Annotated in this window: 23 protein-coding genes; 10 read left to right on the top strand and 13 right to left on the bottom strand. The window is 48.3% G+C overall.

The annotated features are described in order from the left end of the window. Positions 1-41: 41 nt before the first annotated feature. Positions 42-431: a nuclear transport factor 2 family protein gene (locus P402_RS0115785; RefSeq protein WP_026829570.1), complete on the bottom strand. Its 390-nt coding sequence runs from the start codon at positions 429-431 to the stop codon at positions 42-44. Positions 432-446: 15 nt separating this feature from the next. After that, the gene (locus P402_RS0115780) at positions 447-929 is read right to left on the bottom strand and encodes an RrF2 family transcriptional regulator (protein ID WP_026829569.1); all 483 of its coding nucleotides are present in this window, start codon (positions 927-929) and stop codon (positions 447-449) included. A 211-nt stretch (positions 930-1,140) separates the two neighbouring features. Between P402_RS0115780 and cydD the strand changes: the two genes are divergently transcribed. From cydD to P402_RS0115765, 3 genes are all read left to right on the top strand, one after another. Further along, positions 1,141-2,871, top strand: coding sequence for a thiol reductant ABC exporter subunit CydD (gene cydD / locus P402_RS0115775; RefSeq protein WP_026829568.1), 1,731 nt, complete (start codon positions 1,141-1,143; stop codon positions 2,869-2,871). Then, positions 2,868-4,586: a thiol reductant ABC exporter subunit CydC gene (gene cydC, locus P402_RS0115770; RefSeq protein WP_026829567.1), complete on the top strand. Its 1,719-nt coding sequence runs from the start codon at positions 2,868-2,870 to the stop codon at positions 4,584-4,586. Before cydD ends, cydC begins: the two co-directional genes overlap by 4 nt. Before the next feature lie 121 nt (positions 4,587-4,707). Next, the gene (locus tag P402_RS0115765) at positions 4,708-5,358 is read left to right on the top strand and encodes a cyclase (RefSeq protein WP_235188899.1); all 651 of its coding nucleotides are present in this window, start codon (positions 4,708-4,710) and stop codon (positions 5,356-5,358) included. A 43-nt stretch (positions 5,359-5,401) separates the two neighbouring features. Here P402_RS0115765 and kynB read toward each other — a convergent pair whose 3' ends face one another. The 4 genes from kynB to kynU are packed head-to-tail and all read right to left on the bottom strand — an operon-like array spanning position 5,402 to position 9,568. Further along, positions 5,402-6,025, bottom strand: coding sequence for an arylformamidase (gene kynB, locus P402_RS0115760; protein WP_026829565.1), 624 nt, complete (start codon positions 6,023-6,025; stop codon positions 5,402-5,404). A gap of 13 nt (positions 6,026-6,038) precedes the next feature. Then, positions 6,039-6,878, bottom strand: coding sequence for a tryptophan 2,3-dioxygenase (gene kynA / locus P402_RS0115755; RefSeq protein ID WP_026829564.1), 840 nt, complete (start codon positions 6,876-6,878; stop codon positions 6,039-6,041). Between the two features lie 20 nt (positions 6,879-6,898). Continuing rightward, positions 6,899-8,281 carry an amino acid permease gene (locus tag P402_RS0115750; protein ID WP_026829563.1) on the bottom strand — a complete coding sequence of 461 codons (1,383 nt, stop codon included), beginning with the start codon at positions 8,279-8,281 and terminating at the stop codon, positions 6,899-6,901. Between the two features lie 9 nt (positions 8,282-8,290). Further along, positions 8,291-9,568: a kynureninase gene (gene kynU, locus P402_RS0115745; RefSeq protein WP_026829562.1), complete on the bottom strand. Its 1,278-nt coding sequence runs from the start codon at positions 9,566-9,568 to the stop codon at positions 8,291-8,293. A 111-nt stretch (positions 9,569-9,679) separates the two neighbouring features. Between kynU and P402_RS0115740 the strand changes: the two genes are divergently transcribed. The 3 genes from P402_RS0115740 (at position 9,680) to P402_RS0115730 (ending at position 11,226) form a co-directional block, all read left to right on the top strand. Continuing rightward, complete coding sequence (locus P402_RS0115740) at positions 9,680-10,303, top strand: TetR/AcrR family transcriptional regulator (RefSeq protein WP_026829561.1); 624 nt, start codon at positions 9,680-9,682, stop codon at positions 10,301-10,303. A 45-nt stretch (positions 10,304-10,348) separates the two neighbouring features. Then, positions 10,349-10,801, top strand: coding sequence for a DUF4385 domain-containing protein (locus tag P402_RS0115735; protein WP_026829560.1), 453 nt, complete (start codon positions 10,349-10,351; stop codon positions 10,799-10,801). A gap of 92 nt (positions 10,802-10,893) precedes the next feature. Continuing rightward, positions 10,894-11,226 carry a hypothetical protein gene (locus P402_RS0115730; protein ID WP_026829559.1) on the top strand — a complete coding sequence of 111 codons (333 nt, stop codon included), beginning with the start codon at positions 10,894-10,896 and terminating at the stop codon, positions 11,224-11,226. A gap of 82 nt (positions 11,227-11,308) precedes the next feature. Here the strand turns inward: P402_RS0115730 and P402_RS0115725 are convergent, their stop codons facing one another. The 3 genes from P402_RS0115725 to P402_RS0115715 form a co-directional block, all read right to left on the bottom strand. Next, positions 11,309-12,505 carry an MFS transporter gene (locus tag P402_RS0115725; RefSeq protein WP_026829558.1) on the bottom strand — a complete coding sequence of 399 codons (1,197 nt, stop codon included), beginning with the start codon at positions 12,503-12,505 and terminating at the stop codon, positions 11,309-11,311. A gap of 165 nt (positions 12,506-12,670) precedes the next feature. Next, complete coding sequence (locus tag P402_RS0115720) at positions 12,671-13,729, bottom strand: acyltransferase family protein (protein WP_026829557.1); 1,059 nt, start codon at positions 13,727-13,729, stop codon at positions 12,671-12,673. Continuing rightward, complete coding sequence (locus tag P402_RS0115715) at positions 13,726-15,492, bottom strand: CDP-glycerol glycerophosphotransferase family protein (protein WP_235188898.1); 1,767 nt, start codon at positions 15,490-15,492, stop codon at positions 13,726-13,728. Before P402_RS0115715 ends, P402_RS0115720 begins: the two co-directional genes overlap by 4 nt. 305 nt (positions 15,493-15,797) lie before the next feature. Between P402_RS0115715 and P402_RS0115710 the strand changes: the two genes are divergently transcribed. Genes P402_RS0115710 through P402_RS0115700 form a run of 3 tightly spaced genes read left to right on the top strand, consistent with a single transcriptional unit; the run spans position 15,798 to position 18,773 of the window. Beyond that, positions 15,798-16,511, top strand: a complete 714-nt coding sequence (locus P402_RS0115710) for an IspD/TarI family cytidylyltransferase (RefSeq protein WP_026829555.1) — start codon at positions 15,798-15,800, stop codon at positions 16,509-16,511. After that, the gene (locus tag P402_RS0115705) at positions 16,508-17,533 is read left to right on the top strand and encodes a ribitol-5-phosphate dehydrogenase (protein ID WP_026829554.1); all 1,026 of its coding nucleotides are present in this window, start codon (positions 16,508-16,510) and stop codon (positions 17,531-17,533) included. The genes P402_RS0115710 and P402_RS0115705 overlap by 4 nt, the downstream gene beginning before the upstream one ends. Before the next feature lie 31 nt (positions 17,534-17,564). Next, on the top strand, positions 17,565-18,773 hold the full coding sequence (locus P402_RS0115700; RefSeq protein WP_026829553.1) for a CDP-glycerol--glycerophosphate glycerophosphotransferase: 1,209 nt from the start codon (positions 17,565-17,567) through the stop codon (positions 18,771-18,773). 200 nt (positions 18,774-18,973) lie between these two features. Here the strand turns inward: P402_RS0115700 and P402_RS0115695 are convergent, their stop codons facing one another. The 4 genes from P402_RS0115695 to P402_RS0115680 all read right to left on the bottom strand — a co-directional run bounded on the left by P402_RS0115695 (position 18,974) and on the right by P402_RS0115680 (position 22,634). Continuing rightward, entirely contained in the window at positions 18,974-19,531 is a 558-nt protein-coding gene (locus P402_RS0115695) for a nitroreductase family protein (RefSeq protein WP_026829552.1), read from the bottom strand. A gap of 89 nt (positions 19,532-19,620) precedes the next feature. Further along, a complete protein-coding gene (locus P402_RS0115690; protein WP_026829551.1) occupies positions 19,621-20,157 on the bottom strand; it encodes a hypothetical protein in 537 nt (178 codons plus the stop codon). A 122-nt stretch (positions 20,158-20,279) separates the two neighbouring features. After that, complete coding sequence (locus tag P402_RS0115685) at positions 20,280-21,965, bottom strand: DHA2 family efflux MFS transporter permease subunit (RefSeq protein ID WP_026829550.1); 1,686 nt, start codon at positions 21,963-21,965, stop codon at positions 20,280-20,282. Positions 21,966-21,977: 12 nt separating this feature from the next. Next, a complete protein-coding gene (locus P402_RS0115680) occupies positions 21,978-22,634 on the bottom strand; it encodes an HlyD family secretion protein (RefSeq protein WP_026829549.1) in 657 nt (218 codons plus the stop codon). Positions 22,635-22,829: 195 nt separating this feature from the next. On the opposite strand from P402_RS0115680, the gene P402_RS0115675 reads away from it, so the two are divergent. Continuing rightward, a complete protein-coding gene (locus P402_RS0115675) occupies positions 22,830-23,438 on the top strand; it encodes a TetR/AcrR family transcriptional regulator (RefSeq protein ID WP_026829548.1) in 609 nt (202 codons plus the stop codon). Positions 23,439-23,442 lie beyond the last annotated feature (4 nt).

Here is a 23,442-nt window from a genome sequence, read left to right as displayed (position 1 = left end):
TCACTTCGCATGAAGTGAGACCTTTTGTCTTTCATCTGTGATTAAGAATTGTATTGATTGAACATCGCAGTATCATCGGGGACGTTGGCGAGATAGACGATTTTTCCGTCCGCATCCAGTCGGGCGATATCCGTTCCGTCTTGCGTGAAGACCGATCCGTCGGCACGCTTACCACAAACGGCCCATCGTGTTTCAAGCGTATCGCCTGTTTCTGAAGGCAGCCATCCTGCATACATGTGCTTAATATCCTGATTAGCGGTGAACACCATCCGGACAAACTGTTTCCAGGCTTCGATTCCATGCTGTTCCTGTCCGTTTAAGACGAACGTGATATCGTCCGAGAACAGGGAAACAAGATCGGTGAAGGCTTGTTCATCGGTCCGGGAAGCGTCAAATAAATCAAAATAACGGTCAAGTGTAGTAGTGTTCATCATAATAATCTCCTTTTAGTTGCGAATCATTTTTTCTTCGATTAAGCTTTGCAGTTTTGTCAGATGGTCGGGCGGACAGTTCAAATAAATTTCACGGCGGATCGAATCGATCGTCTCGCGTTTAAGCGTCGACTGCCAGGATTGTTCCGCTTCCGCCATCAGGTCGGATAACAGGCAGATGTTTTGGTTTTGGATGCCCATCAAGTCTTCGAAGACACCGCTTGAAGCATATAATGACTGTTTGCCCTCGATGGCTTCATAAATATCAAACACACGAATTGTTTCCGGTGACGCTTTCAGACGGAAGCCGCCTTTGGCACCGGGAACAGAAATCAGCAGATCCGCACTCACGAGCTTCCGAAGCAGTTTTTGAAAATAGGTCGGGGAAGCGCCGAGTTGCTGACTGATGAATTCTCCAGGCAACACACCCTTCTCCGGTAAAAACGTCAATAAGAGCATCGCGTACACCGATTGTTCGACGCCTGTTTTCATTTGCATGAAACATTCTCCTTTCTATATAACGTGGATAACTATTATCTACAATACATCCGGATAGATGAATTGTCCAACAAAAGGTCCCTCACAAAACCGTCACACCTTTTCGACAGCATACCCGTGGCATCAACAGAATGGATTCGGTATACTGAATGTACGATATGTGAAAATATTCACTAAAAGTCGTTCACACTTAGTGAAAGGACGTTTTCTTATGAATCCACTCAAAGGAATCATCACGATTCCGCGTACGATTTTTATACAACTGATGCTTGCAGCCGTCCTGATGGGCGTCGCCGTCATCGGTCAATCCTATCTGATTGTCATCATTGTCGACCGGATTTTCCTGCAAGGGGATCCGTTCGCGGCAGTCATTCCATTGCTTGGTGTCCTGTTGGGGATGCTTGTCCTGCGCGTCGGCGTCACGTACTGGAACGGACGTCTCGGGACGAATCTTGCGGCACGGGTCAAACAAGACTTACGCCAGGCACTTGTCGCGAAATATACGAAAAACTCTGTTGAATCGATGCTCGAAGGACAATCCGGAAAAAAGGTCAGTGTCCTGCTCGATTCCGTCGATGAGATGGACAGCTATTATAGCCAGTACCTGCCGAAAGTTATCCAGACGTCGATCGTTCCGCTGATGGTGCTGATTGCCGCCTTCAGCTATGACTGGGTGACGGGACTGGTCATGATGATTACGGCGCCGTTCATTCCGCTGTTTTACATCGTCATCGGGATCATGACGCAAAAGCGGGCCGATACGCAGCTCGAGAAGATGAATGCCTTCTCCGGAACGTTCCTCGATACGTTACAGGGACTGACGACGTTGAAGTTATTTGGTCGGGCGAAAGCCCAGCAGGACGTCATCGAACGGAGCAGTCTCGACTTTCGGGACGCTACGCTGACTGTCTTAAAACTGGCCTTCCTGTCATCGCTGATGCTCGAATTCATCTCGATGCTCAGCATGGGGATGATTGCGCTTGAAGTCAGTTTACGGTTGATTTTGTTCCAAAGCATCACCTTCGTGCCGGCCTTTCTGATGTTGGTTCTGGCACCGGAATACTATTTAGCTTTAAAAGAGATGGGCGCTGCCTTCCATACGGGGCGCGGTAGTGTCGCCGCCGCAAAACAGATTGCGGCTGAACTGACGGAAGATGACCGGAGTGTCGTCTTCGGACAAACTGAATTATCAGCAGGCCATCCGCCGCGGATTGAGCTGAAAGATGTCGCCTTTACGTACCGCGATGCCCGGTTTGCGATGACTGAACTGAATCTTGTCATCGAACCGTATCAGAAGGTTGCCTTGATTGGCCGCAGCGGTGCCGGAAAATCGACCGTTCTTCAATTACTGGCAGGTCTTGCCGATCCGCAGGACGGACAGCTGTTGTTGGACGGTCAAGATCGTCAGACAATTACGGAAGCAAGCTGGTTCCGTCAACTGAGTTATATCTCCCAGCATCCGTACCTGTATGCCGGGACACTTGCGGATAACATCGCAATCGGTGAATTGCGCGAAGCATCGAGACCGGCGATTGAGCAGGCGGCATCTGATGCCGGTCTGACTGAATTGATCGGACAACTGCCGAACGGACTCGACACGGTAATCGGGGAAGGCGGACGCGGCTTATCCGGCGGCGAAAAACAGCGTGTTGCGTTAGCACGTGCTTTCCTGAAACGACCGAACGTCATCTTGTTTGATGAACCGACGACCGGTCTTGACGTCAAGACGGAACGGATATTACAGGAAGCAATGACCGTCTTAGGACGTGAAGCGACTGTCATCACGGTCGCCCACCGTCTGCATACGATCGAACAATCGGATCAAATCGTCGTGCTGGAAGCGGGACAGATCGTCGACCGTGGGACACACGAAGAATTACTCGGACGCGAATCGGAGTATGCGATGATGCGTGCCGTTCAACGAGGGGAGGAAACACGATGAAAGAGTTGATGGGAATTTTTCGCTTGATGTTGCACCAGAAACGGGACATCGTGCTCTCGATTTTCTTTGGTGTTTTGGCCGGCATCACGGCGGTCGGCTTGTTTGCCGCAAGCGGCTTTTTGATCTCAAAAGCCGCCTTATTGCCACCGATCCAGACACTTGCTGTTTTGATTGCCCTGCAGAAAATCTCGAGCCTGACACGGGCTGTCAGCCGGTATGCAGAACGTTATTACTCGCACCGGGCGACGTTTACGATTCTCAGCGACTTACGGACGACGTTTTATAAACGTCTTGAAACGCTCGCACCGGGCATCTTTGCGAAGTACCGGAGTGGTGATTTGCTCGCCCGGATTGTCGGGGACGTCGAAAGTCTGCAAAATACATTTTTGCGCGTCGTGTATCCACCGATCATTTTGGTGCTCGTTTTCCTGTGTACGATCTTTTTCGTCAGTTTCTTTTCACTCAGTGTTGCGCTTGTCCTCGTGTTCGGTCTGATTTTGACGGGATTCATCATTCCTGGCTGGTTTGCCTACCGGGAACAACGGTTTGCCCGGTCCGTTCGGGCACGGCGCGGGGAACTGTCGACAGAAGTGACGGAACTGTTCCAAGGCTACCGGGACTTAAAGATTTATCAACAACTCGGGAACAAGGAAGCGGAACTGAATGCCGTCGCAGCACGTTACGTGGCAGAAGAAAAACGCAACGGGCTACACGCCGTCTCGAACCTTGCGTTGAATACACTGGCGACATTGATTATTTCCTGGATTGTCCTCGGACTCGGTGCTTATCTGGTTGCTGACGGGCAGCTCGACGGTGTCTTCCTGGCCTTACTCGTCATGACCTCGTTGACGGTGTTTGAAAATGCCGCACCGATGGCGATCTTACCGGGCTTCTTCGAAGACAGCCGTCATGCGGCACGTCGGCTCGATGACGTCGTCGAAGCGACAGCGGAACCGGAATATCGCCCGTTTGCATTGACGCGGGCTCCGGAACTCCGTGCGGAACACGTCAGCTTCACGTTTCCCGGGCAGGATCGTCCGGTCTTACGAAATGTCAACGTGACGTTCCCTGCAGGCAGTAAAACGGCGATTGTCGGAGCGAGCGGTTCCGGAAAATCGACGCTGTTGCAACTGTTGTTGCGGATGTACCCGGCCGACGGGATACGGATTGAAGGAACTCCGGGTCAAGAGATTAATCCGGAAGCGTTATGGCAACATTCGAATGTCGTCTTGCAACAGAACCATTTCTTTTACGGAACGATTCGCGACAATCTGAAGCTCGCCAGTAGCGAGGCAACGGATGAGCAGATGATCGGGGCACTCGAACAGGTCGGTCTTTCGTTGCTTGAACTCGACGACCGGGTACTTGAAAAAGGGGAAAACCTGTCCGGCGGTGAAAAACAACGGCTAGCGATTGCCCGAATTTTCTTGCGTCAGACACCACTGTATCTGTTGGATGAGCCGACCTCGTCGGTTGATGCTTTGACGGAACAGACGATTTTAGAGCACTTGTTCGTACGTGCAACGGATGCAACGCTGTTGCTTGTCAGTCACCGTCTCGCAGGACTAGAGACGATGGACCAAATCGTCGTCATGGACCAGGGGCAAGTCATCGAAGTCGGGACGTATGAAGATTTAATGGCACGACAAGGTGCTTTTTATGCCTTAAAACAAGTTGAACAGTCAGTCTTTACACCAGATCAACTGGTCCGTTAAACCAACAGCCTTCTCTGTCGCTACTAAAGCGTTGGAGGGGGCTGTTTAGTATGTAGAGGATTTAAATAGACGATTGATAATGGGAATGGTAAAGTAAGGAAAAAATAAAGGGGGAGCCATGATGGAAATTCGGCGTTGCGAGACACGACTGGGGGATCAAACGATTGCCTATAATCACTATTATTCCGAGTCGGATGAGGTCTGCTTTATGTTGTCCGGCGCAGGTTATGCGTATGATCATCCATACTTTTACTTCAGTCGAATGATGTTATTGAAGCGGGGCGTGAACGTGATTGAGATTCAGTATGTCTCGGATGATTTGTTCAGCTTGCCGGACGAACAGGGAGATGCGGAGATGAGTCGGCGGATTGAAGCGGTCATCGATGAGGTGTTACGTTCACGTACATATCAAACGATTCACTTCATTGCCAAATCGCTCGGAACGGTACCGCTGGTTACGATGATGCACCGCGGATTGTTTCCGGAAGCGCGTGTTGTTCTCTTGACGCCTCTCTTAAAAGATCCGGCAATCGTCGAGGCGATTGCGAACAGCCGGCATCACGGTTTACTCGTCATCGGTGACCACGATCGTCAGTTCAGTCCGGAAGCGTTGGAACGGTGCGGCAGCTCGAACCTAATGCTGGAACAAATAAAAGGAGCCAACCATTCGCTCGACATTGATTTTGAAGTCGATCCGTCTCTTCAAGTACTCGGACAGATCATGCAACGGACGGAAGACGTATTGTTCCCCGTAACGGTCAAGGAAAACTGAAAAACCGACAGAAAACTCTCGGAAGAGCGTTCTGTCGGTTTTTTTAATACGGTCGCAACAACGCACGGACAGGACTGCCGTCACCGTCGACGAGCGGAAGCGGGACGGCATTGAGATGATAATCACCCGGTGTGATCGCATCAAGAACCAACCCTTCGAGTATATGAACTCCATGTGCGGCGAGCGCATGGTGGGCACTCATCTCTTTACTGTCAATCGCATCGACGGACGGTAAATCAAGACCAATCAATTCGACGCCGAGTGCTCCAAGACGTTCGGCGAGACTTGGTGTCAGCACCGGGATCGTTTCCGGGAAAATCGATTTATCGACCCAGCCGTCTGTTTTAATAATCAACCGGCGGACATCGGTTAAATCAAATGCCTCGAGATCACTTGCCACGAGTTCCGTCCGACCGGGCAAGTAAATGACACGGACATGACCGATATAAAGATCCGGATCCAAATCGATGACTTTTTGACCGGCATCATCAAAATGGAACGGTGCATCGATATGAGTGCCGGTATGCAGACTCATCGTGACCTGTCCGACGTTGACGGAGCCGGTATCGGCTTTACTCCAATTGATGGTGTAGTCAAATTTCGTATCACCCGGCCACGTCGTAATCGACGATGTTAAAGGTTGTGAGACATCTATCCAACGGTTCATGCAAGATTCCCCCTCAAAGTTTTGTCCGGACCGACCACAGTTCCGGGAAGAACCGATGATCGAGCACACGGCGCAGATAACTGACGCCGGACGAACCACCCGTTCCCGGCTTTTGACCGATAATCCGTTCGACGGTGCTCATGTGGTTAAAGCGCCACATTTGTTGCTGGCTGCCGATGTCGAGCAACTTTTCGCCGAGTTCATACAAATCCCAGTACTGTTCGACGTCTTGATAGACGATGGCCCAGGCAGCTTCGACACTCGGATCAGCTTCCCAGTCTTCCGTGACATCCCGCTTGAGAATCGTCTCGTCAATCGGTAAGCCGCGCCGGTGCATCGCCCGGACGGTTTCGTCATAGATGCTCGGTGTCTTTAAGTCATCGTTCAATTGAGCGAACAACGCCGTTTCATGCTCATAGACGCGTAACATTTGGGCATTCTTAAAGCCTAGCGCAAACTCAATCTGCCGGTTTTGGTACGACTGGAATCCGGACGAATGTCCGAGCGAATCCCGGAATTCGAGGTATTCAGCCGGTGTCAGCGTCGAGAGGACACTCCACGACTGGATCAACTGTTGTTGAATTTTTGAAATGCGGGCCAGCATCTTAAACGACCGTTCGAGTTGATCGTCGGCAATCGCCTGAATGGCAGCCGTCATCTCATGCAAAATCAGTTTCATCCATAACTCACTTGTCTGATGAATGACAATAAACAGCATCTCGTCATGATGATCCGACAACCGTTGCTGGCTTGTCAAAAGCGAATCGAGCTGTAAATAATCCCCGTAAGACATGTCTTTTTTGAAGTCGGTTTGAATCGTTTCCTCAATTTTTGTCGCATCTGTCTGTTTCATTCCACTCGATCCCCTTTACATCAAAGTGATTGTGAACGTTTCGTCTGATCCGCTTGCGGCGGATTATTACGTTTCCAAAAAACATAGGCAATTGTCAGGAAGATTAACCAGGGAATACCGAACTTCAAGACAATCTGGAAATCCGTAAACCAGGTCGTGATGACAAGCGCAAATAACAGAAGGGCGCCGAGTGCCGTCAAATACGGATAGCCCATCATCCGGACGGGCAGTTTTCGTCCGCCGTCCCGTTCCCAAGCTTTCCGGAAGTAGAGATGAGAGATGAAAATCATGAACCAGGTGAAGATCGCCCCGAACATCGAAATCCCCATCATGAACGGATAGGAGACACTCGATTGGCTGCTGATGACGGCAGCGAGGAATATGCCGAGTGTCGACACAGCGAGTGCGAAGAGCGGTACGCCTTTCGCATTCAGGCGGCTGAAGATTCGTGGGGCATAGGTAGCTTTCGATAATGAATACATCATCCGTGTCGAGGCATACAACTGACTGTTCATCGCGGACAAAGCAGCCGTCAGGATGATGAAGTTCATGATACCGGCCGCACCGGGAATCGACAACATTTCCATCACTTTAACGAACGGACTTTCATCGACACCGCCGGCCTGCTGCCACGGTACGATCATCAGCATCAAAGCAATCGTGATGACATAAAACGTCGACAGCCGGAAGACCGTTGCTTTCAATGCTTTCGGCACAGCGACGTCCGGATCCTTTGCTTCACCGGCCGTAACGGCGATTAATTCGGTCCCGAGGAAACTAAACAGCGAGATGAAGACGGCAATCCAGAGACCGGAGAATCCGAACGGCATGAAGCCACCGTCATTCGTGAAGTTTTGCGGACCGATTTCCGGTGAACTGCTCCCGAAGACCAGGTAAGCCCCGAGAATCATGAACATCAGGATGGCACTGATTTTAATGACAGAAAACCAGTATTCGAATGTCGCAAACGTATTGACGGTCGTGGCATTGATATAAATCAACGCCGCTGCAAAGACGAAAATCCAGATGTAACCGGGTACGTCGGGGAACCAGTATTTCATGTAGATGGCGATGGCGCTGACTTCGACGCCGATCGCCAAGACATTCGCGACCCAATAAGAATAACGCACGAGGAAACCGGCATAGGGACTGATGTACATTTCAGCAATCGTTCCGAATGAGCCGGAGGTCGGATGGGCGACGGTCATTTCCGCGAGGCAACCCATCAACAGCAGGACGATGAAGGCACCGATCGCGTAACTGACGAGGACGCTTGGTCCGGCGAGACTGATGGCGAGACCGCTCCCGAGAAAGAGTCCCGTTCCGATTGCACAGCCCATCGCAATCATTGTCAGTTGACGTGTTTTTAAGTCACGCCGTAGTTCAGTAGGGTGTTCTTTCATAATTCCTCCTTACGCGACGACTTCGCGTTCGTTCTTGAATTGTTCATATTGTTTTTCGTCCATGATCGTTTTCAAAATCGAAACGACCTCATAGACATCTTCAAAGCTATTATACAAGGCAACAGGGGCCAGGCGGACAATATTCGGTGCCCGGAAATCAGGAATAACGTGATGCGCCTTCAACGCTTTACAGATCCGTGCTGCTTCCGGATGTTCGAGACTCAAGTGAGCACCACGTCGTTTGTCGTCACGCGGGTTCCCGATCATAAAGCCGTACGGCGTCAATTCCTGATCGACGAGCGTCATCATGTAGTCCGTCAATGCCAATGACTTTGTCCGGACTGCGTCGATCCCGACTTCGGCAAACAGCTCGAGTGCACCGATTTGCGGGGCAAGGCTCAAGACGTGTGGCGTTCCGATTTGGAAGGCAGCGGCATTTTCGGCGGGAGTCATCGTATGATCCATATCAAACTGTTTATCTTTACGGGAGCCGAACCAGCCGGTCAGACCCGGCAATGTACCGAAATGCCGTTCGTGGACAAACAGTCCGCCGACTGTTCCTGGACCGCCGTTTAAATGTTTGTAGTTGCACCAGTAGGCAAAGTCGACGCCCCAGTCATGAAAGGCGTGTGGAATCGCACCGACGGAATGACAGCCGTCAAAGCCAATCAAGATACCGCGGGCATGGGCTTCCCGTGTCAGACGCTCCATATCTAAAATCTGACCACTCCGGTAAAGGACGGTCGGTAAGACGATCAACGCAATCTCCTCCGTCATCGCGGCGATGATGTCTGCTTCGTCGAGGAATCGTCCGTCGCGACTCTCGACCTGAACGAGATGTTCTGCCGGATCGAGTCCACGCAACCTAAGTTGGCTTTGGAGCGCATAAATATCAGACGGGAATGTTAAGCTGTCTGCTAAAATCTTTGTCCGTTGTCCGGACGGGGCAAAGAATGTTGCCACCAGTTGGTGCAGATTGACCGTCGTCGAACCGGTCACCATGACTTCATCCGCACTTCCGCCGATGAGCGGAGCGTTCAAGGCAGACAGTTTGTCCGACAGTTCAAACCACGGATGGCGTCCTTTCATCCAGCCGTCAATTCCGAGTTCCCGCCAATCGGCGAGTGATTCGAGTAACGTTGCTTCCGCCCGTTTCGACAACAGACCAAGCGAATTGCCGTCCATGTAAATCGAACCTTCCTGCAGATAAAATTCGTTCCGGTATGGAGCGAGTATATCCTGTTGATCCTGTTCGATGGCATGCTTGCGTGATGCGTTCAATGTCATGTCCGTTCCTCCTCAAATGAATCAGTAATCAATTTTGAGAAAAGCGTAGCAAACAAATTGACACTGTGTCAATATTATCGGATAGAGAATCAGGAGAGGTGGTTGATCACGATGAAAGCAGATGAATCAAAAATGGACAAACGGCATTTGCGGACAGTCCGGACGCGGGAAAAGTTATTAGTCGCAGCACGGGAAGTATTTCTTGAAAATGACTTTCAGACGACGACGATTTCGCAAATCATCAAACGGGCGGGTGTCGGCTACGGAACGGCATATGTCCATTTTGAAGGAAAAGATGAACTGTTGATCGTCCTGATGGAAGACGTGATGGATCGTTTCCATCAAGTGGCGGAACAGCCGTTTGAGCCTGGAACGGCTGAAGAGGCGAAAAAACAAATCGAGCAACAGGCGACGGCTTTTTTACAGCTGGCTGAGCAGGAGCGGGAGATGCTCCGGGTCGTCGAGCAGGCAATCGGCGTATCCTATGTCATCCGGGCGAAATGGAAACAGATCCGCGAACGGTTCATCGAACGAATCAGTCACGATATTCATTATGCGCAAGCAGCGGGACTTGCACGTCCGGACTTGAATCCGACACTCGTTGGCCGCGGCTGGTTTTTTGCCAACGAAATGTATCTGTTCGAAGTCGTCCGGGAAGAGACGACAGCATCGATTGAAGAAATCGCTAAAACCTTGACGGCTGTGTATACGACCGGATTGTATCAACACGATTAAAGAAGAACGTTCCTGGGAATCCTTTAGAAGAAGGGAGCGCTGCACATGGCATTTGATTACGATCTTGATTTTAAGACAACGGATTTTCGGAAGGAACCGGAAAAATACCGGGTCGGACGGGGCGAACAGGGTGTGTTGCTCGTCGAACCGTATAAAGGAGAAATCTTGCCGCATTGGCGGTTCAAGACGCCGGAAATTGCCAAAGAATCTTCCGAAAAAATCTATCAGATGTACCTCGACTATAAAGAGGCCGAAGACTTCGTCGGAATGGACATGGCGCGGAAGTTCATCCAAATGGGACATACGCGGGCACGCCGGTATACGAATTATAAAGGCGGACGTAAGTACAAGAATAAAGAGACAGGTGAGTTAAACGAACGGGAAATTGATCCGGAAAAAGCAAAATCGGCAGAAATCTTTCAGGAAAAATGGGATTTGATCCGGGCGGATGAAGAGTACTTGAAGCTAAAGAAAGCTCATCAAAAACAGTACGGATGAACGGATTTTTAGTTTCCCATTTGCCTGTTTCGTGGCACTGAAAATGAAGGAATCAGAATTTGCTATGATGAGATCAAAAGGGAGGAACAGATATGCGATACACGTACTGGATAGCTTTGATCGGATTGATTATAAGTATGTATCTGTTGGTGGACTATACAGTAGAAACCGTTCCTGTCAGCATCTTGGTCGGCCTGTTGGTATACAGTATCGGACTCAGTATCGTCACGACGTTCGAAGTGTCTTCAATTGAGCTGACACGACGTGTCTTTGTGACGACGCTTCTGTTAGGACTGGTCCTGAACCATGCCCTGGATTTACGATTCACAGCATTTTTACTCGTCTTGCTCGTCGTCGAAACGTTTGTCAAAACCCTCCGCTTCCTGCAGGCGCTTTGGTGGGACCGGACGACGTTGCATGGCTGATATTTCCATACCATATGAAAAAAGCAGGAGGTTCTCCGATAATCCAATCGGACGACCTCCTGCTTTTGTTATGACATCTGAATCAAGATGTCTGTTCAATCTTTTTAATCAAACGGGACTGACGACGTTGCCAAATGACAGATCCGATCAGTGTCACGGCAAGGAAAACAAGTCCGAGCATGAACGGATAAAGAATGTTGACATCATATAACAATCCGGCCAGTGTCGGACCGAGCACGTTCCCGATGCTCATGTAGGCGTTGTTCATCCCCATAGCAAATCCTTGTTCGTTTCCGGCCAGTTTTGAAATCATCGTGTTCAAAACAGGACGCAGGATTGACGTCGCAAGGAAGATGACGAGTGTGACGGCGAAGAAGCCGCCGTAACTTGCTGTCAGAAGTGACAACAAGAAGCCAAGCGTCGCGATTAAAAGGAAGATGTTCAAGACTTTGCCTTCGCCGAGACTGCGGGACAGTTTATCGACGACGAAAATCTGGGCGATGACACTGATGATTCCAGTCGACGTCACCATGATGGCGATGTCTTTTGGTGACGCACCAAACTGGTTGTCGACGAACAGGCCAAGCACGGACTCGTACGCCATCAAACCAAAACTCATGACCAGTGTGATGACGAGCGGGACGAAGTACGGTTTATGGAACGATGCGCCGAGCTTGCTCCACATCGATCCTTCGTCCGGTGCCATCGCGGTTGCATCATGAACGTCACTTTCTTGAAGCAACAGAACGCTGAAAACTACAGCAAGGAGTGAAACGAGTGCTGAGACGAGCAACGGTAATTTTAAATCAAACTCGGCGAGGAAACCGCCGATCCCGGGACCAATGACGATTCCGAGTGACATCGCGGCGGAGACGAAGCTGTTACCTTTTGCGCGCTGGTCCATCGTCGTGATATCTGCGACGTAGGCAAAAATCGCAGGGATCAACAGCGCGGCACCGACACCGCCGATTGCCCGCGAGATGTAGAGAATTGTAACCGAGTTCGAGAAATAAAAGACGAACATCGATAACGTCAGTCCGATCAAACCGTAGATGATCATCTTTCGGCGACCGTACTGATCGGCCCATTTACCGGCGACCGGTGACATGACAAGCTGTGCGCCGGCAAAAATCGCGATCATCAAACCGGCAGCAGTACCGCCTTGACCGATTGAAGCTAAGTAAGCGGGCAGAATCGGAATGATGATCCCGAAGCTCCCGACGGCGATGAACATGTTAATCATCAGGACCGTTAATTTTTTACGTTGATCCGCTTGCAAGGGGATCCCTTCTTTCTGCACGCTGGTGTAAGCGTTTATTTGATCTACCTTTACTATCTTAGTTTCAAGAGAAAGAACCTGTCAATTTTATCGCCCCGTTACAAAAAGGACCAGATCTCAAGAAATGAGCTCTGGTCCTGTATCAACTGTTTGTTGAATTGACATTTACAGCGTTTTCTTGAACAGCCAGTTAACGTTTGGAGATAACAACGGTCGGAACAATCGAACGATTGGACGACTGGATAACATCCAAACGAAGAACAGGGCGAGCAAGAAGGAGGAACCAATCAGCAACGCCGGCGATTCGGCAATCCATGGTGGAACAGAGTCACGAAACAGACGGACGATGAACGAATGTAACAGATAGATCGCCAACGTCTGAATTCCGATCTGATCAAACCGTTCACCGAACGAACGATGTGGAACCATCATCAATATGGAGAAAATCATCACGGTACTGACTGCATATAAAAAGAGTTGAATCAATGCGCCTTTGAGTATCGGAACGTCAAACTCGCCATAGGTGTCCCGGTAGAACAACCAGACCGTATCGAATCCATTTTTTGTCCAGACCGCCATGGCAATGGCGATGGAAACAGAAATGATCAATCCGGTCAAACGGCCGAGGGGTGACGTCATCCGGTCACGAATCCGCCCGTCCGCGAGCCATCCCCGCTCTTTGATGAGATAGCCCATCAAAAAGAACGGATAAAAACTGATGACCTTTTGCAAAGACAGGAAGTTCGTAATCGAACCCGGATTGGCGTTAATCAGCAGCGCAAACGCGATACTGATCAACAACGGATAACGCAAGGTCAGAAATCCCGGCGTCACGATCTGCCAAATAATGATTCCGAGCAGGTACCAGAGCGTCCAACTCGGAACGAGCGGATGAAGGAGACCGTCCATCAATCCATCGGCCGTCTTCTCATTGACGTAAGCAAGATAGACTTCATGAATCGATTGCCAGATGAAATAGAGGACGACAAACGAAATGATTCGTTTCGGTCTGACTTCCTTGAAAAAATATCCGCTCATGAAGATGAAAGCCGGCATATGCAGCAAATAAATGATGTTGTAGACGATTTGGACCGGATCATTCCCATCCAGATTACGGAACGTCTCAATTAGATGTCCGAACACCACCATGAAAATCAGCAGTACTTTGTAGTTCCCGAGCCAATGATCATAGGAAAAGGTCATTGGTTTTGGTGTTTGATTCATTCGTTTTCTCCAAGAATGATTTGATCGACGAAACGTTGACTCGACTTCCCATCCTGATGCTCGAAGAAGTATTCAGCAAAAGCTTTGACGTTTTGCATCTCGAAATCTTCGTTCTTAATCCGTTCAATCAACTCTTCCGAGGTACGGACGATTGGTCCGGGAACAAATTCTTCAAAGTCATAATAGAAGTCACGTTTTGAGATGTAATCTTCTAAATCGTAAGCGAAGAAGAGCATCGGGCGATCAAGCAGTGAAAATTCAAAACAAGTCGATGAATAATCGGTAATCAAAATATCAGAGACGAACAGTAATTCGTTGATCTCCCGGTGGTCCGTCAAGTCGAGGAAGAAGTCAGCATACACTTCCGGAATCTCCATCCGGCGGCGGACGAACGGATGCATCTTCAAGACGAAGACGTAGTCTTCATGGAAAGCTTCATACAAAGCATCCAAATCGAGTTGACTGAAATCATAATGGGCACTTTTCGCGCCGTTTCCACGGAAAGTCGGAGCAAACATGATGACTTTTTTTGTTTTGAAGACAGGATATTCTTCGTAAATCCGTTCCTTGGCATCGGAGATGTAGGTTTGGTCAAAGAACATATCTGTCCGGGGAATTCCGGTTGCGATGACTTGATCTTCCCGTAATCCGAATCCTTCCGCATAGTGACGAGCGACGTTATGCGAGCTGACGATGGCTTTCGTATAGTTTCGGTGGCTGAGCGAGTTGGCACTTGGGCCACCCGGCTTACCGAGACGGCTGTATCCGAATGTCTTGAAGGCTCCGACTGCGTGCCAGACTTGAACAAGATCGCTTCCTTTCCGGATGCTGAGCGGATAAATCATCGGATAAAAATCATCGACTAAAATCGTTTTGGCTGTCGCGAGGTGATACGGCAACGTAAATTTATCACGCCAATCGCGGCGGGACTGCAAATTGGGTTTGAAGAACGTTTTAACATCCAGGTTGAGATCCCGGCGTTCGATTTCGTTTAAGATATAGGCGAAATTCCCGCTGACATCACTTCGGGAATCCGAAGCAAACACAACTTTGTTGTCTTGGATTGGTTGCGTCCATTTTGCGACATTGTAAATACTCTTGAATGTAAAACGACGGAATTTAAACGCGCGTTTCCGCCAATTCTTTTTCGATTTGTTGAATTTTTCGATCAAGCGGATAAAACGTTTCGTCTCTCCTTGCTTAAGGGAATGGAAACTTAGGGTATTGCTGTATTCTGAATACTGGACGACCAGTTCATATTCGAGTTTGAGCAAGACATTGCTATGTTTCGTTTCAACACGATAAATGACCGGAATCAAGGACCGTGTATCACCAAATGGAGCTTCATGTAAAATTGATTTTCCTTGGACGATTCCGAAGAAAGCATCGAAGTAACCCATTGGCAAAGGTCGTCCGGTCGGAGTCAGATGGTTGAGATCAAGCTCGCCGCTGAACGTTTCTTCCGTCCAGTCCCCTTCAAACGGGAAGCGAAGTATGAATGTCCGTTTATTTCGTTTGTTACGGAAAATGACGGCCCGTTCTAAAGGAATCGGTTCGACCGGTGCTTCGGACTGGATGTATCCATCTTCCGGTTGTATTTCTTCTGTGTCTTCAGGAACGGCAGGATTCTCAAAAAGTAGCTGCTCGGCCTGAAGGAAATCAGTTAATCCGAAAAGACGTGCCTCGAATCGGAATTTCGTTCCCGCTAGTTCTAGATAGTTAACGTGTGCCTGTAATGTCGGTATCTGTGTTTCTTCTGTCAAAACAATCTCTCCTCGCTTAAATGATTACAATGCATTTACACAACAATGACAGATTTTTAAAATCATCACGAACATAGTATAGTGATATTAGAAATCACCCATCATTATATCGTGATGGTGCAAAAAAAATAGAACTTTGTCTATTTTTTTTGGTTTGGTGGATAGAATCGTCAAAAAAAGACCATATTGTGAGACATACCCACATCGCTGGTAAGTGGAAACAAAAAAACTTTTTATATAAGGGAGGGAAGCGAAGTGACCCATGGCAGCGCCATTGTCTATGGATGGGAACTTTGCGATACAAGATGATTTATGCAGCAATCTTAGCTGGCGGAAAAGGAACAAGAATGGGGAATGTCGATCGTCCTAAACAATTCCTTTCAATCGGAGAACGTCCGATTCTCGTGCATACCGTTGAAAAGTTTCTGTTACACGAAGATTTTGATCAAATCATCATTGTGACTCCAACGGCCTGGATCAACTATACACGTGATATCTTGGAGAAATATATTGGAACCGATGAGCGGATTGTCATCACGGCAGGCGGCAGTGACCGCAACGAATCCATCATGGCAGCCATCAACTGGATTGAAAATAAAAATGGTTTATCAGACGAGGATGTCATCGTCACACATGATGCGGTCCGTCCGTTCTTGACGCACCGGATCATCAAAGAAAACATTTCGACAGCACTCGAATACGGAGCATGCGATACGGTCATCTCAGCCATCGATACGATTGTCGCCTCGACAGACGGAAAAACGATTTCCGATATTCCAGTCCGTGATCAAATGTATCAAGGACAGACGCCGCAAAGTTTCCAAATCACAAAGCTGAAAAATCATTACGAAGCATTATCAACCGATGAGCGGGCGATTCTGACAGACGCATGTAAGATTCTTTTGCTCAAAGGTGAAGCGGTCGCGCTCGTCACAGGTGAATTGTTCAACATCAAAGTAACGACGCCGTACGATCTCCGCATCGCCAATGCTATTTTGAAGGAGCGGATTCACCAATGATAAACCAAGTCTACCAACTCGTGGCGCCACGCCAAATCGAGGTGACGTATGACGAACGGTCACTCAATTCAGACCGGGTCGTCGTTCGCCCGACGTTCTTATCGATTTGTCATGCGGATCAACGCTACTTTACGGGAAGCCGCAGTGCGGAAGTGTTAGCGAAGAAGTTACCAATGGCGATGATTCATGAAGGCATTGGTAAGGTAGTCCATGATCCGTCCGGAACGTTTAAAATCGGTACATTGGTGGCGATGGTTCCGAACACACCAGCGGAAACGGATGACATCATCGGGGAAAACTACTTGCGGACAAGCCGTTTCCGCTCGAGTGGTTATGACGGTTATATGCAGGATTATGTGTTCATCAAGCCTGATCGTCTCGTCGAAGTACCTGCTGATCTGGATCCGGAAGTCGCAGCATTCACGGAGCTTGTCAGTGTGTCCGTTCATGCCATGACACGTTTCGATCAGATCGCCCACAGCCGTCGTGAAACATTCGGCGTCTGGGGAGACGGCAACCTCGGGTTCATCACCGCGTTGATGTTACGTAAATTATATCCGGAAGCGAAATTGCTTGTTTTCGGAAAAACGCAATCTAAGCTGGATTACTTCTCGTTTGCGGATGAGACGTATCATATCGATCAAATTCCAGACGATGTCTCGTTTAATCATGGATTTGAATGTGTCGGTGGAATCGGCAGTCAATATGCGATCAATCAGATGATTGATTACATCATTCCTGAAGGGACGATGGCATTGCTTGGTGTTTCGGAAGAACCGGTCGCTGTCAACACACGGATGATTCTTGAAAAAGGTTTACGTGTCTATGGATCAAGTCGGAGTACCCCGGCTGATTTCGCACGGACGATGGAATTGTATCAGCTGTATCCAGATATTCCGGCCTATTTGTCGAACCTCGTGTCCGGTGTATTCCAGATTCGCCAAATCGAAGATATTCATCAAGCGTTTGAAAGTGATTTGACGAATCGTTTCGGTAAAACCGTCATGGAATGGTGCATGTAACAATGAAAGTGGGAAGAGAAGGGATCACGTTATGAAACAGAAATTACGTTTGATTCAGCGACGAACGGTCCATTATTTGCTTGTGGTGACGTATTGGATCTCGAAGTTTTTTCCGGTACAGACAAAAAAAGTCGTCTTCGCGACGTATCGTTCCGATAAGCTCGTCGATAACTTCCGCGCTGTTTATGATGAACTTGAAAGCCGGGAACTCGGATTTCAGTATGTGTTTTTATTGAAACGGTTCCCGCAAAATTTAATGGGACAAATCAAATACGTCTTCCATATGATGCGTGCGACATACGAGCTGGCGACGGCCCGGTACTTTATCATTGATGACTATTATTATCCCGTTTATGTCTCGACGTTACGTAAAGGAACAGAAGTCATCCAGCTGTGGCACGCCTGTGGGGCATTCAAGAAGTTTGGTTACAGTGTCCTCGATAAGTCTTATTCACCGGATGACGATTATTTGAAGATGGTAGCTATCCACCGCAACTATTCGAAAGTCTATGTTTCGGGAGAAGCTTGCATCGCGCCGTTTGCAGAAGCTTTTGGCATGGATTCAACCCGGATTCATCCATTTGGTGTTCCGCGGACGGATCAGTTGTTAAATCGGGAGCGGCAAGTTCAAATTGAGCATAAACTGTATGATCAGTATCCAGAATGGCGGTCGAAAAAGCTGATTCTACTGGCACCGACGTTCCGTGGGAATGGGCAAACAACCGCCCATTACGATCAGGAGCTGGATTTCCGGCAGTTCCGTGAACAACTGGGACCGGATCATATTCTGTTGTTACGGATGCACCCGTTTGTCTTGAACCGACCGGTCGTGCCGGCAGAGTTTTCGAATCAAATCATCGATATGACGGATTATCCGGACATCAATGACTTGATGCAGGTGGCGGATATTTTAGTGACGGATTATTCTTCTGTTATTTTTGAATTTGCTTTGCTGAAGAAACCGATCATCTTCCTCGTTAACGATTTGAACTCGTATAAGGAAGAACGTGATTTTTACTTCCCTTACGAATCGTTTGTACCGGGACCGATTGTCTCGTCATTCAATGACGTCATTTCCTGGATCAAGGCGAACCAGTTCGAACCGGAACAGATTGAAGAGTTTGCGGGCCGGTTCTTTACGTATCAAGATGGACAGGCGACGAAACGAATTGTCGATCATATTTTGACGGGAGCGCTTCCTGATGCGCCGATGCGTCCGGAAGAACTGAAGACCGTTTGATTTAATCGAAGCGGATGAAACAGAACAGAGGTAGTGGATATTAAATCCGCCACCTCTGTTTGTCGTTCAGAATCAGACATCAAAAAAGCGTCCATCTTTCACGATTCCGTTTGGGGAGGGAATGAGAAGATGGGCGCTTTAACTGATTTTATGGGGCTTGATTGGCGCGAGCAGGGGTAGCCCGCAGAATGCGCACCGGTTTAGAAGTGCGTTAACTTGTCACGTGCAGCCGTTCGTTTTTTCAGCGGGGGAATCAAGGCAGGCCATCCGAATTGAATGACTCCTGCGACACGTTCATTTTCTGAAGCACCGATCATGTCAGCATATTCATCCGTGAACCAATGTTTTCCACTTTTCCAACAACAGCCTAAACCCAGTTCAGTCGCGAGGAGTTGAATATTTTGAATCATGGCAGCGGTCGCGAGTAAATCTTCCATCTGCTGATCTTCTGTTCCTTTTACTTCATATAAAACAGTCAAGTAAACAGGAACATCAGCAAATTTTTGACGCATCATCTGACGTTGTTCGTCTGTTTTTTGATCCAGTTGACCACGCTCAGCAAGCAACGTCATCAATTGATCGACATACCGGACTTGGCTTTCTTCGTTTGCCAGGACGAATCGCCAAGGTTCACGCAATTTATGAGTCGGTGCATAAATAGCGGCTTCGAGAATTTCTTCAATCATCTCGTTTGGAATCGGTTGATCCGTATAAGCACGCACAGACCGTCGTTCTAAAATCAGTTGTCGGGCGTTCATAGTAATCATCTCCTGACGTAAGTACTCTTAGAATATAATTGATAACGATTATCATTGTCAATGATTAATTAAAAAAACGCTGGTTCAAATCAGCGTTTTTCAGGTGTGGAAGCTATTTTTTTCTTAAGTTGGCGAATCCGAAACAAGGCAAACAAGTAGTGTGCAAAATAGAGGGTGAAGCCAAAGAAAACCGCCATCATCACGTTAATCTGCACGCCGGGTACGACCGTCAAATTCACATAAAGGAGAACACCCATCGAGAAGGTATAAAGTGCAGCTTCAAGTATCTGCGGCATCATCCGATTTTTTTTGAGGAAGAACGAACGGACAATCGGCAGGATGACGAAGCTGACGAGCCGGTCGAGCAGGCCGATGACAAGTATGCTGATGATGATGGACAAAGGTCCTGCGAAGTATAATAAGTTCGGAAATAAGACGTAAGAAACGAGCAGTAACGGTCCGATCAACAGAAAGATGGACACGGACGCTCGAAAAAAGATGAACAGACTGTTGATACTGATTAGAAAGGCACGTGTGACCTTTTGAGACCAGGATGAAGGTCGTCCTACTTGCCAGGCGAAACAACAGGCGAAAATGAAAGCATAGAACTGCAGAAAGGCAACCATAAAGCAACTCCTTTTAGATATGAAACTCAATGACCCTAGTGTAGCGATTTTATGAAGGAAGTGCAAAGGCAAACAACTAAAAACCCGTTGACGATGTGCCGCCAACGGGTCCAAGAAAAGTCTTAATCGAGATTTGGTTCTTTTTTTCCATGCATGAAAAGCGACAAGATCAAAGCGAGTGCGGATAAGACCGTCGCAACCCAAAAGGCATCTGTGATTCCGCTGATCGTGGCTTGTTTCGTCAACTGCGTCATCCAACTGACGGATGCGGCTTGCGGACTGCCCAACTGTTGTCCAAGCTCATTCAAATGCTGTGAAAGTGTTGGATCAAGTGTTGTAAATTGATTGGCGTCATCGGCGAGGTGAGCCGTTGTTTGTCGTGTCATGACCGTGACGAGAATCGCTGTCCCAATCGAACCTGCGACCTGACGCAACGTATTTTGTGTCGCATTACCGTGTGGAATCATCTTCATCGGTAAGGCGTTCATACCGGCTGTCATGATTGGCATCATGATGAAAGCCATTCCGAACGACCGAAGCATATAAATGCCCATGATTGAATTGTAAGAGGTATTCATATCGAGTTGTGTCAATTCCCATGTTCCGTAGGTCATTAACGTCAATCCGAAAATCGCGAGCGGTCGGATACCGAATCGGTCAAACAGTCGACCGGCAATCGGTCCCGTGATCCCCATGATCAATGATCCGGGTAACAACAAGAGACCAGAATCAATCGGTGAGAAACCACGGATACTCTGCAAGTAAATCGGAAGCAGGAGCATCCCGCCAAACAACGCCATCGTGACGATGATATTGATGAATAAAGTGAACGAAAACTCCGGCACTTTCAACACACGGATATTCAACATCGGATCATCCATTGAAAGTTCGCGAAGGGCAAACGCTGCAATCCCTAAGATACCGATCAAAATCGTGCTGATGACGAGCGGGCTATCCCAACCGTCATTGCCGGCTTCACTGAATCCGTACAACAGGCTTCCGAAACCGATCGTACTGAAGACAACACCGAGCGCATCGAATTTCGGTTTCGATAAAGGCTGCACGAGTTTGAACCAGGCGACACCAAGTAACAGTGTCAAAAGACCGAAAAAGGCCATTCCGTAAAACATGACATGCCAATCGTAATTCTGAATAACATAGCCGGTAATCGTCGGACCGATTGCGGGAGCAAGAATCATCGCGATTCCGAGCATCCCCATCGCCGCGCCGCGTTTATGCGGCGGGAACAGAGTCATGAAGACATTCGAACCGAGTGGCATCAAAATACCGGCACCGGCTGCTTGCACGACTCGTCCGATCATCATGACGGGAAAGTTCATCGCCATCGAACAAATGATGGAGCCGAAGAAGAACAACGTCATGGAAACGAGGAACAATTGGCGGAACGTATAACTCCGCATTAAAAAGGCACTGATCGGAATCAAGATACCATTGACGAGCATGAAACCGGTCGTCAACCATTGTGCTGTCGAGGTCGAGACGTTAAAATCGTTGATTAAGACAGGTAAAGCGACATTGATCAGCGTTTGATTCAAAATCGCGATAAACATCCCAATCAAGAGAACCGTCAAGACTTTTGGAATACTGATATCTGCCGTCGCGAGCGGCGTCCGTTCTTGCACTTGCGGTGCAGGCGGTACAGGAACGCTATCGAGATGGTCGAGCTGCATCTCGTCAAGAGGAACATCACCAGCCACGGCTGGACGTGCACGCCGGACAATCAGGTTGACACCGATGATCGTGACAACCATAAAGGCGATGTATCCAAAAAGGAAGGTCGTAGACATAGACGTCCCTCCTTAATCCTTATGAATGCGGACGGTCACATTCATACCAGGTCGAATGTCGAGTGATTTTTCTTGTGACAGTGAGACTTTGACGGGAATGACTTGCGCAACTTTCGTATAGTTGGCAGTTCCGTTTGAAGACGGCATCATCGAAAATGTTCCAGCCGTCGTCATACCGATTTGTTCGACTTCACCGGATAACGTCGTGTCCGGATAGCTGTCCACATAAACATCAACAGTCTGTCCGACTTTGACTTCATCGATATCAGTTTCTTCGACGTTTGCTGTTACCCAAAGCTCATTTAAGTTAAAACCGTAAGCGAGCGGTGTTCCTGCTCCAACGACGCCGTTTTCTGTCGCCATCGACTGAACGACTGTTGCTTTTGTTGGCATAGAGACCGCTGTACTGACCGGTTTTTGACCGGCTTGCGCCATCATGACGTGACCAAGTGTCGCGTCACTGTCGAGCGTTTGACCTGTTTTTGCTGTCCAGTCTGTCAGTTTACCGGCACCGGGGCTGGCAATCGTAATCATTTTTCCGTCAATCTTTGCGTTGTCTGTTTTCACATAGCTTGTCGCTTGATCGTAATAGTAATAGCCGATCGCGCCTCCGCCGATTAAAACAACCAGTGTCAAAATGTTAATCAGTAATACTTTTTTCATGTTCATGATATGAAATGCATCCTTTCTTCCGTATACTCTGAGTTCCCTAGTCATAAAATAAAAAATACTCCTCTGGGGGAGGAGTAGTTAATATAGTTAATTATATGGAGAAGGAATCAACATACAACCGACAATTTCCGACAAAGTGTTGGAAAAGTCGATGAGAGCGGATACAATATCAAAAAAAGGTGGTTCTAGTAGATGAATCCAGGACAAGATCCACGACCAAAACGGTCACGTGACCGTATTACAAAAGAATTGTTTCGTTTGCTTGACCATCATCCTTTTTCGACGATCACAGTCAAGATGTTGACGGATGGGGCGGCAGTCAATCGATCGACCTTCTATGCGCACTTTACAGATAAATATGATTTGATGAATCAGATTGTAGACGATCATATGCGGCTTCTTGTGGAAGCAATCCGGATTCAGGGGACCGGATCATCGGATTATCCATCGCTCGATCGGGTCAGCCGTTATTTCGAACGCCTTTTTATCCATATTGAACAACATGAACAATTTTACCGGACGATGTTGTTGAATGGTCCGGTAAAAACGTTCATTTCGCGCTTTTTGGATACATTAAAAGAAAATTATCAACGTGTGTTTGAAGCACATGCGGTGAATGAAACCCAACTGGTCGATCGTGATTTACTATTGAATTACGTGATCGGCGGACAGCTCGGATTATTGATTTCCTGGTTACGAAACGGCCGTCCTTATTCAGCGGTATATATGGCGGATCAACTCAGCCGGATGATTGTTTTGGGAACGGTCAAGAGTATCGGTTTTCCGGAACAATCGACTTGAAAAG

Source organism: Exiguobacterium sibiricum 7-3, from assembly GCF_000620865.1.
GTDB lineage: Bacteria > Bacillota > Bacilli > Exiguobacteriales > Exiguobacteriaceae > Exiguobacterium_A > Exiguobacterium_A sibiricum_A.
The sequence above is the reverse complement of the archived record's forward strand: the minus strand, read 5'-3'. Positions and strand labels throughout refer to the sequence as shown.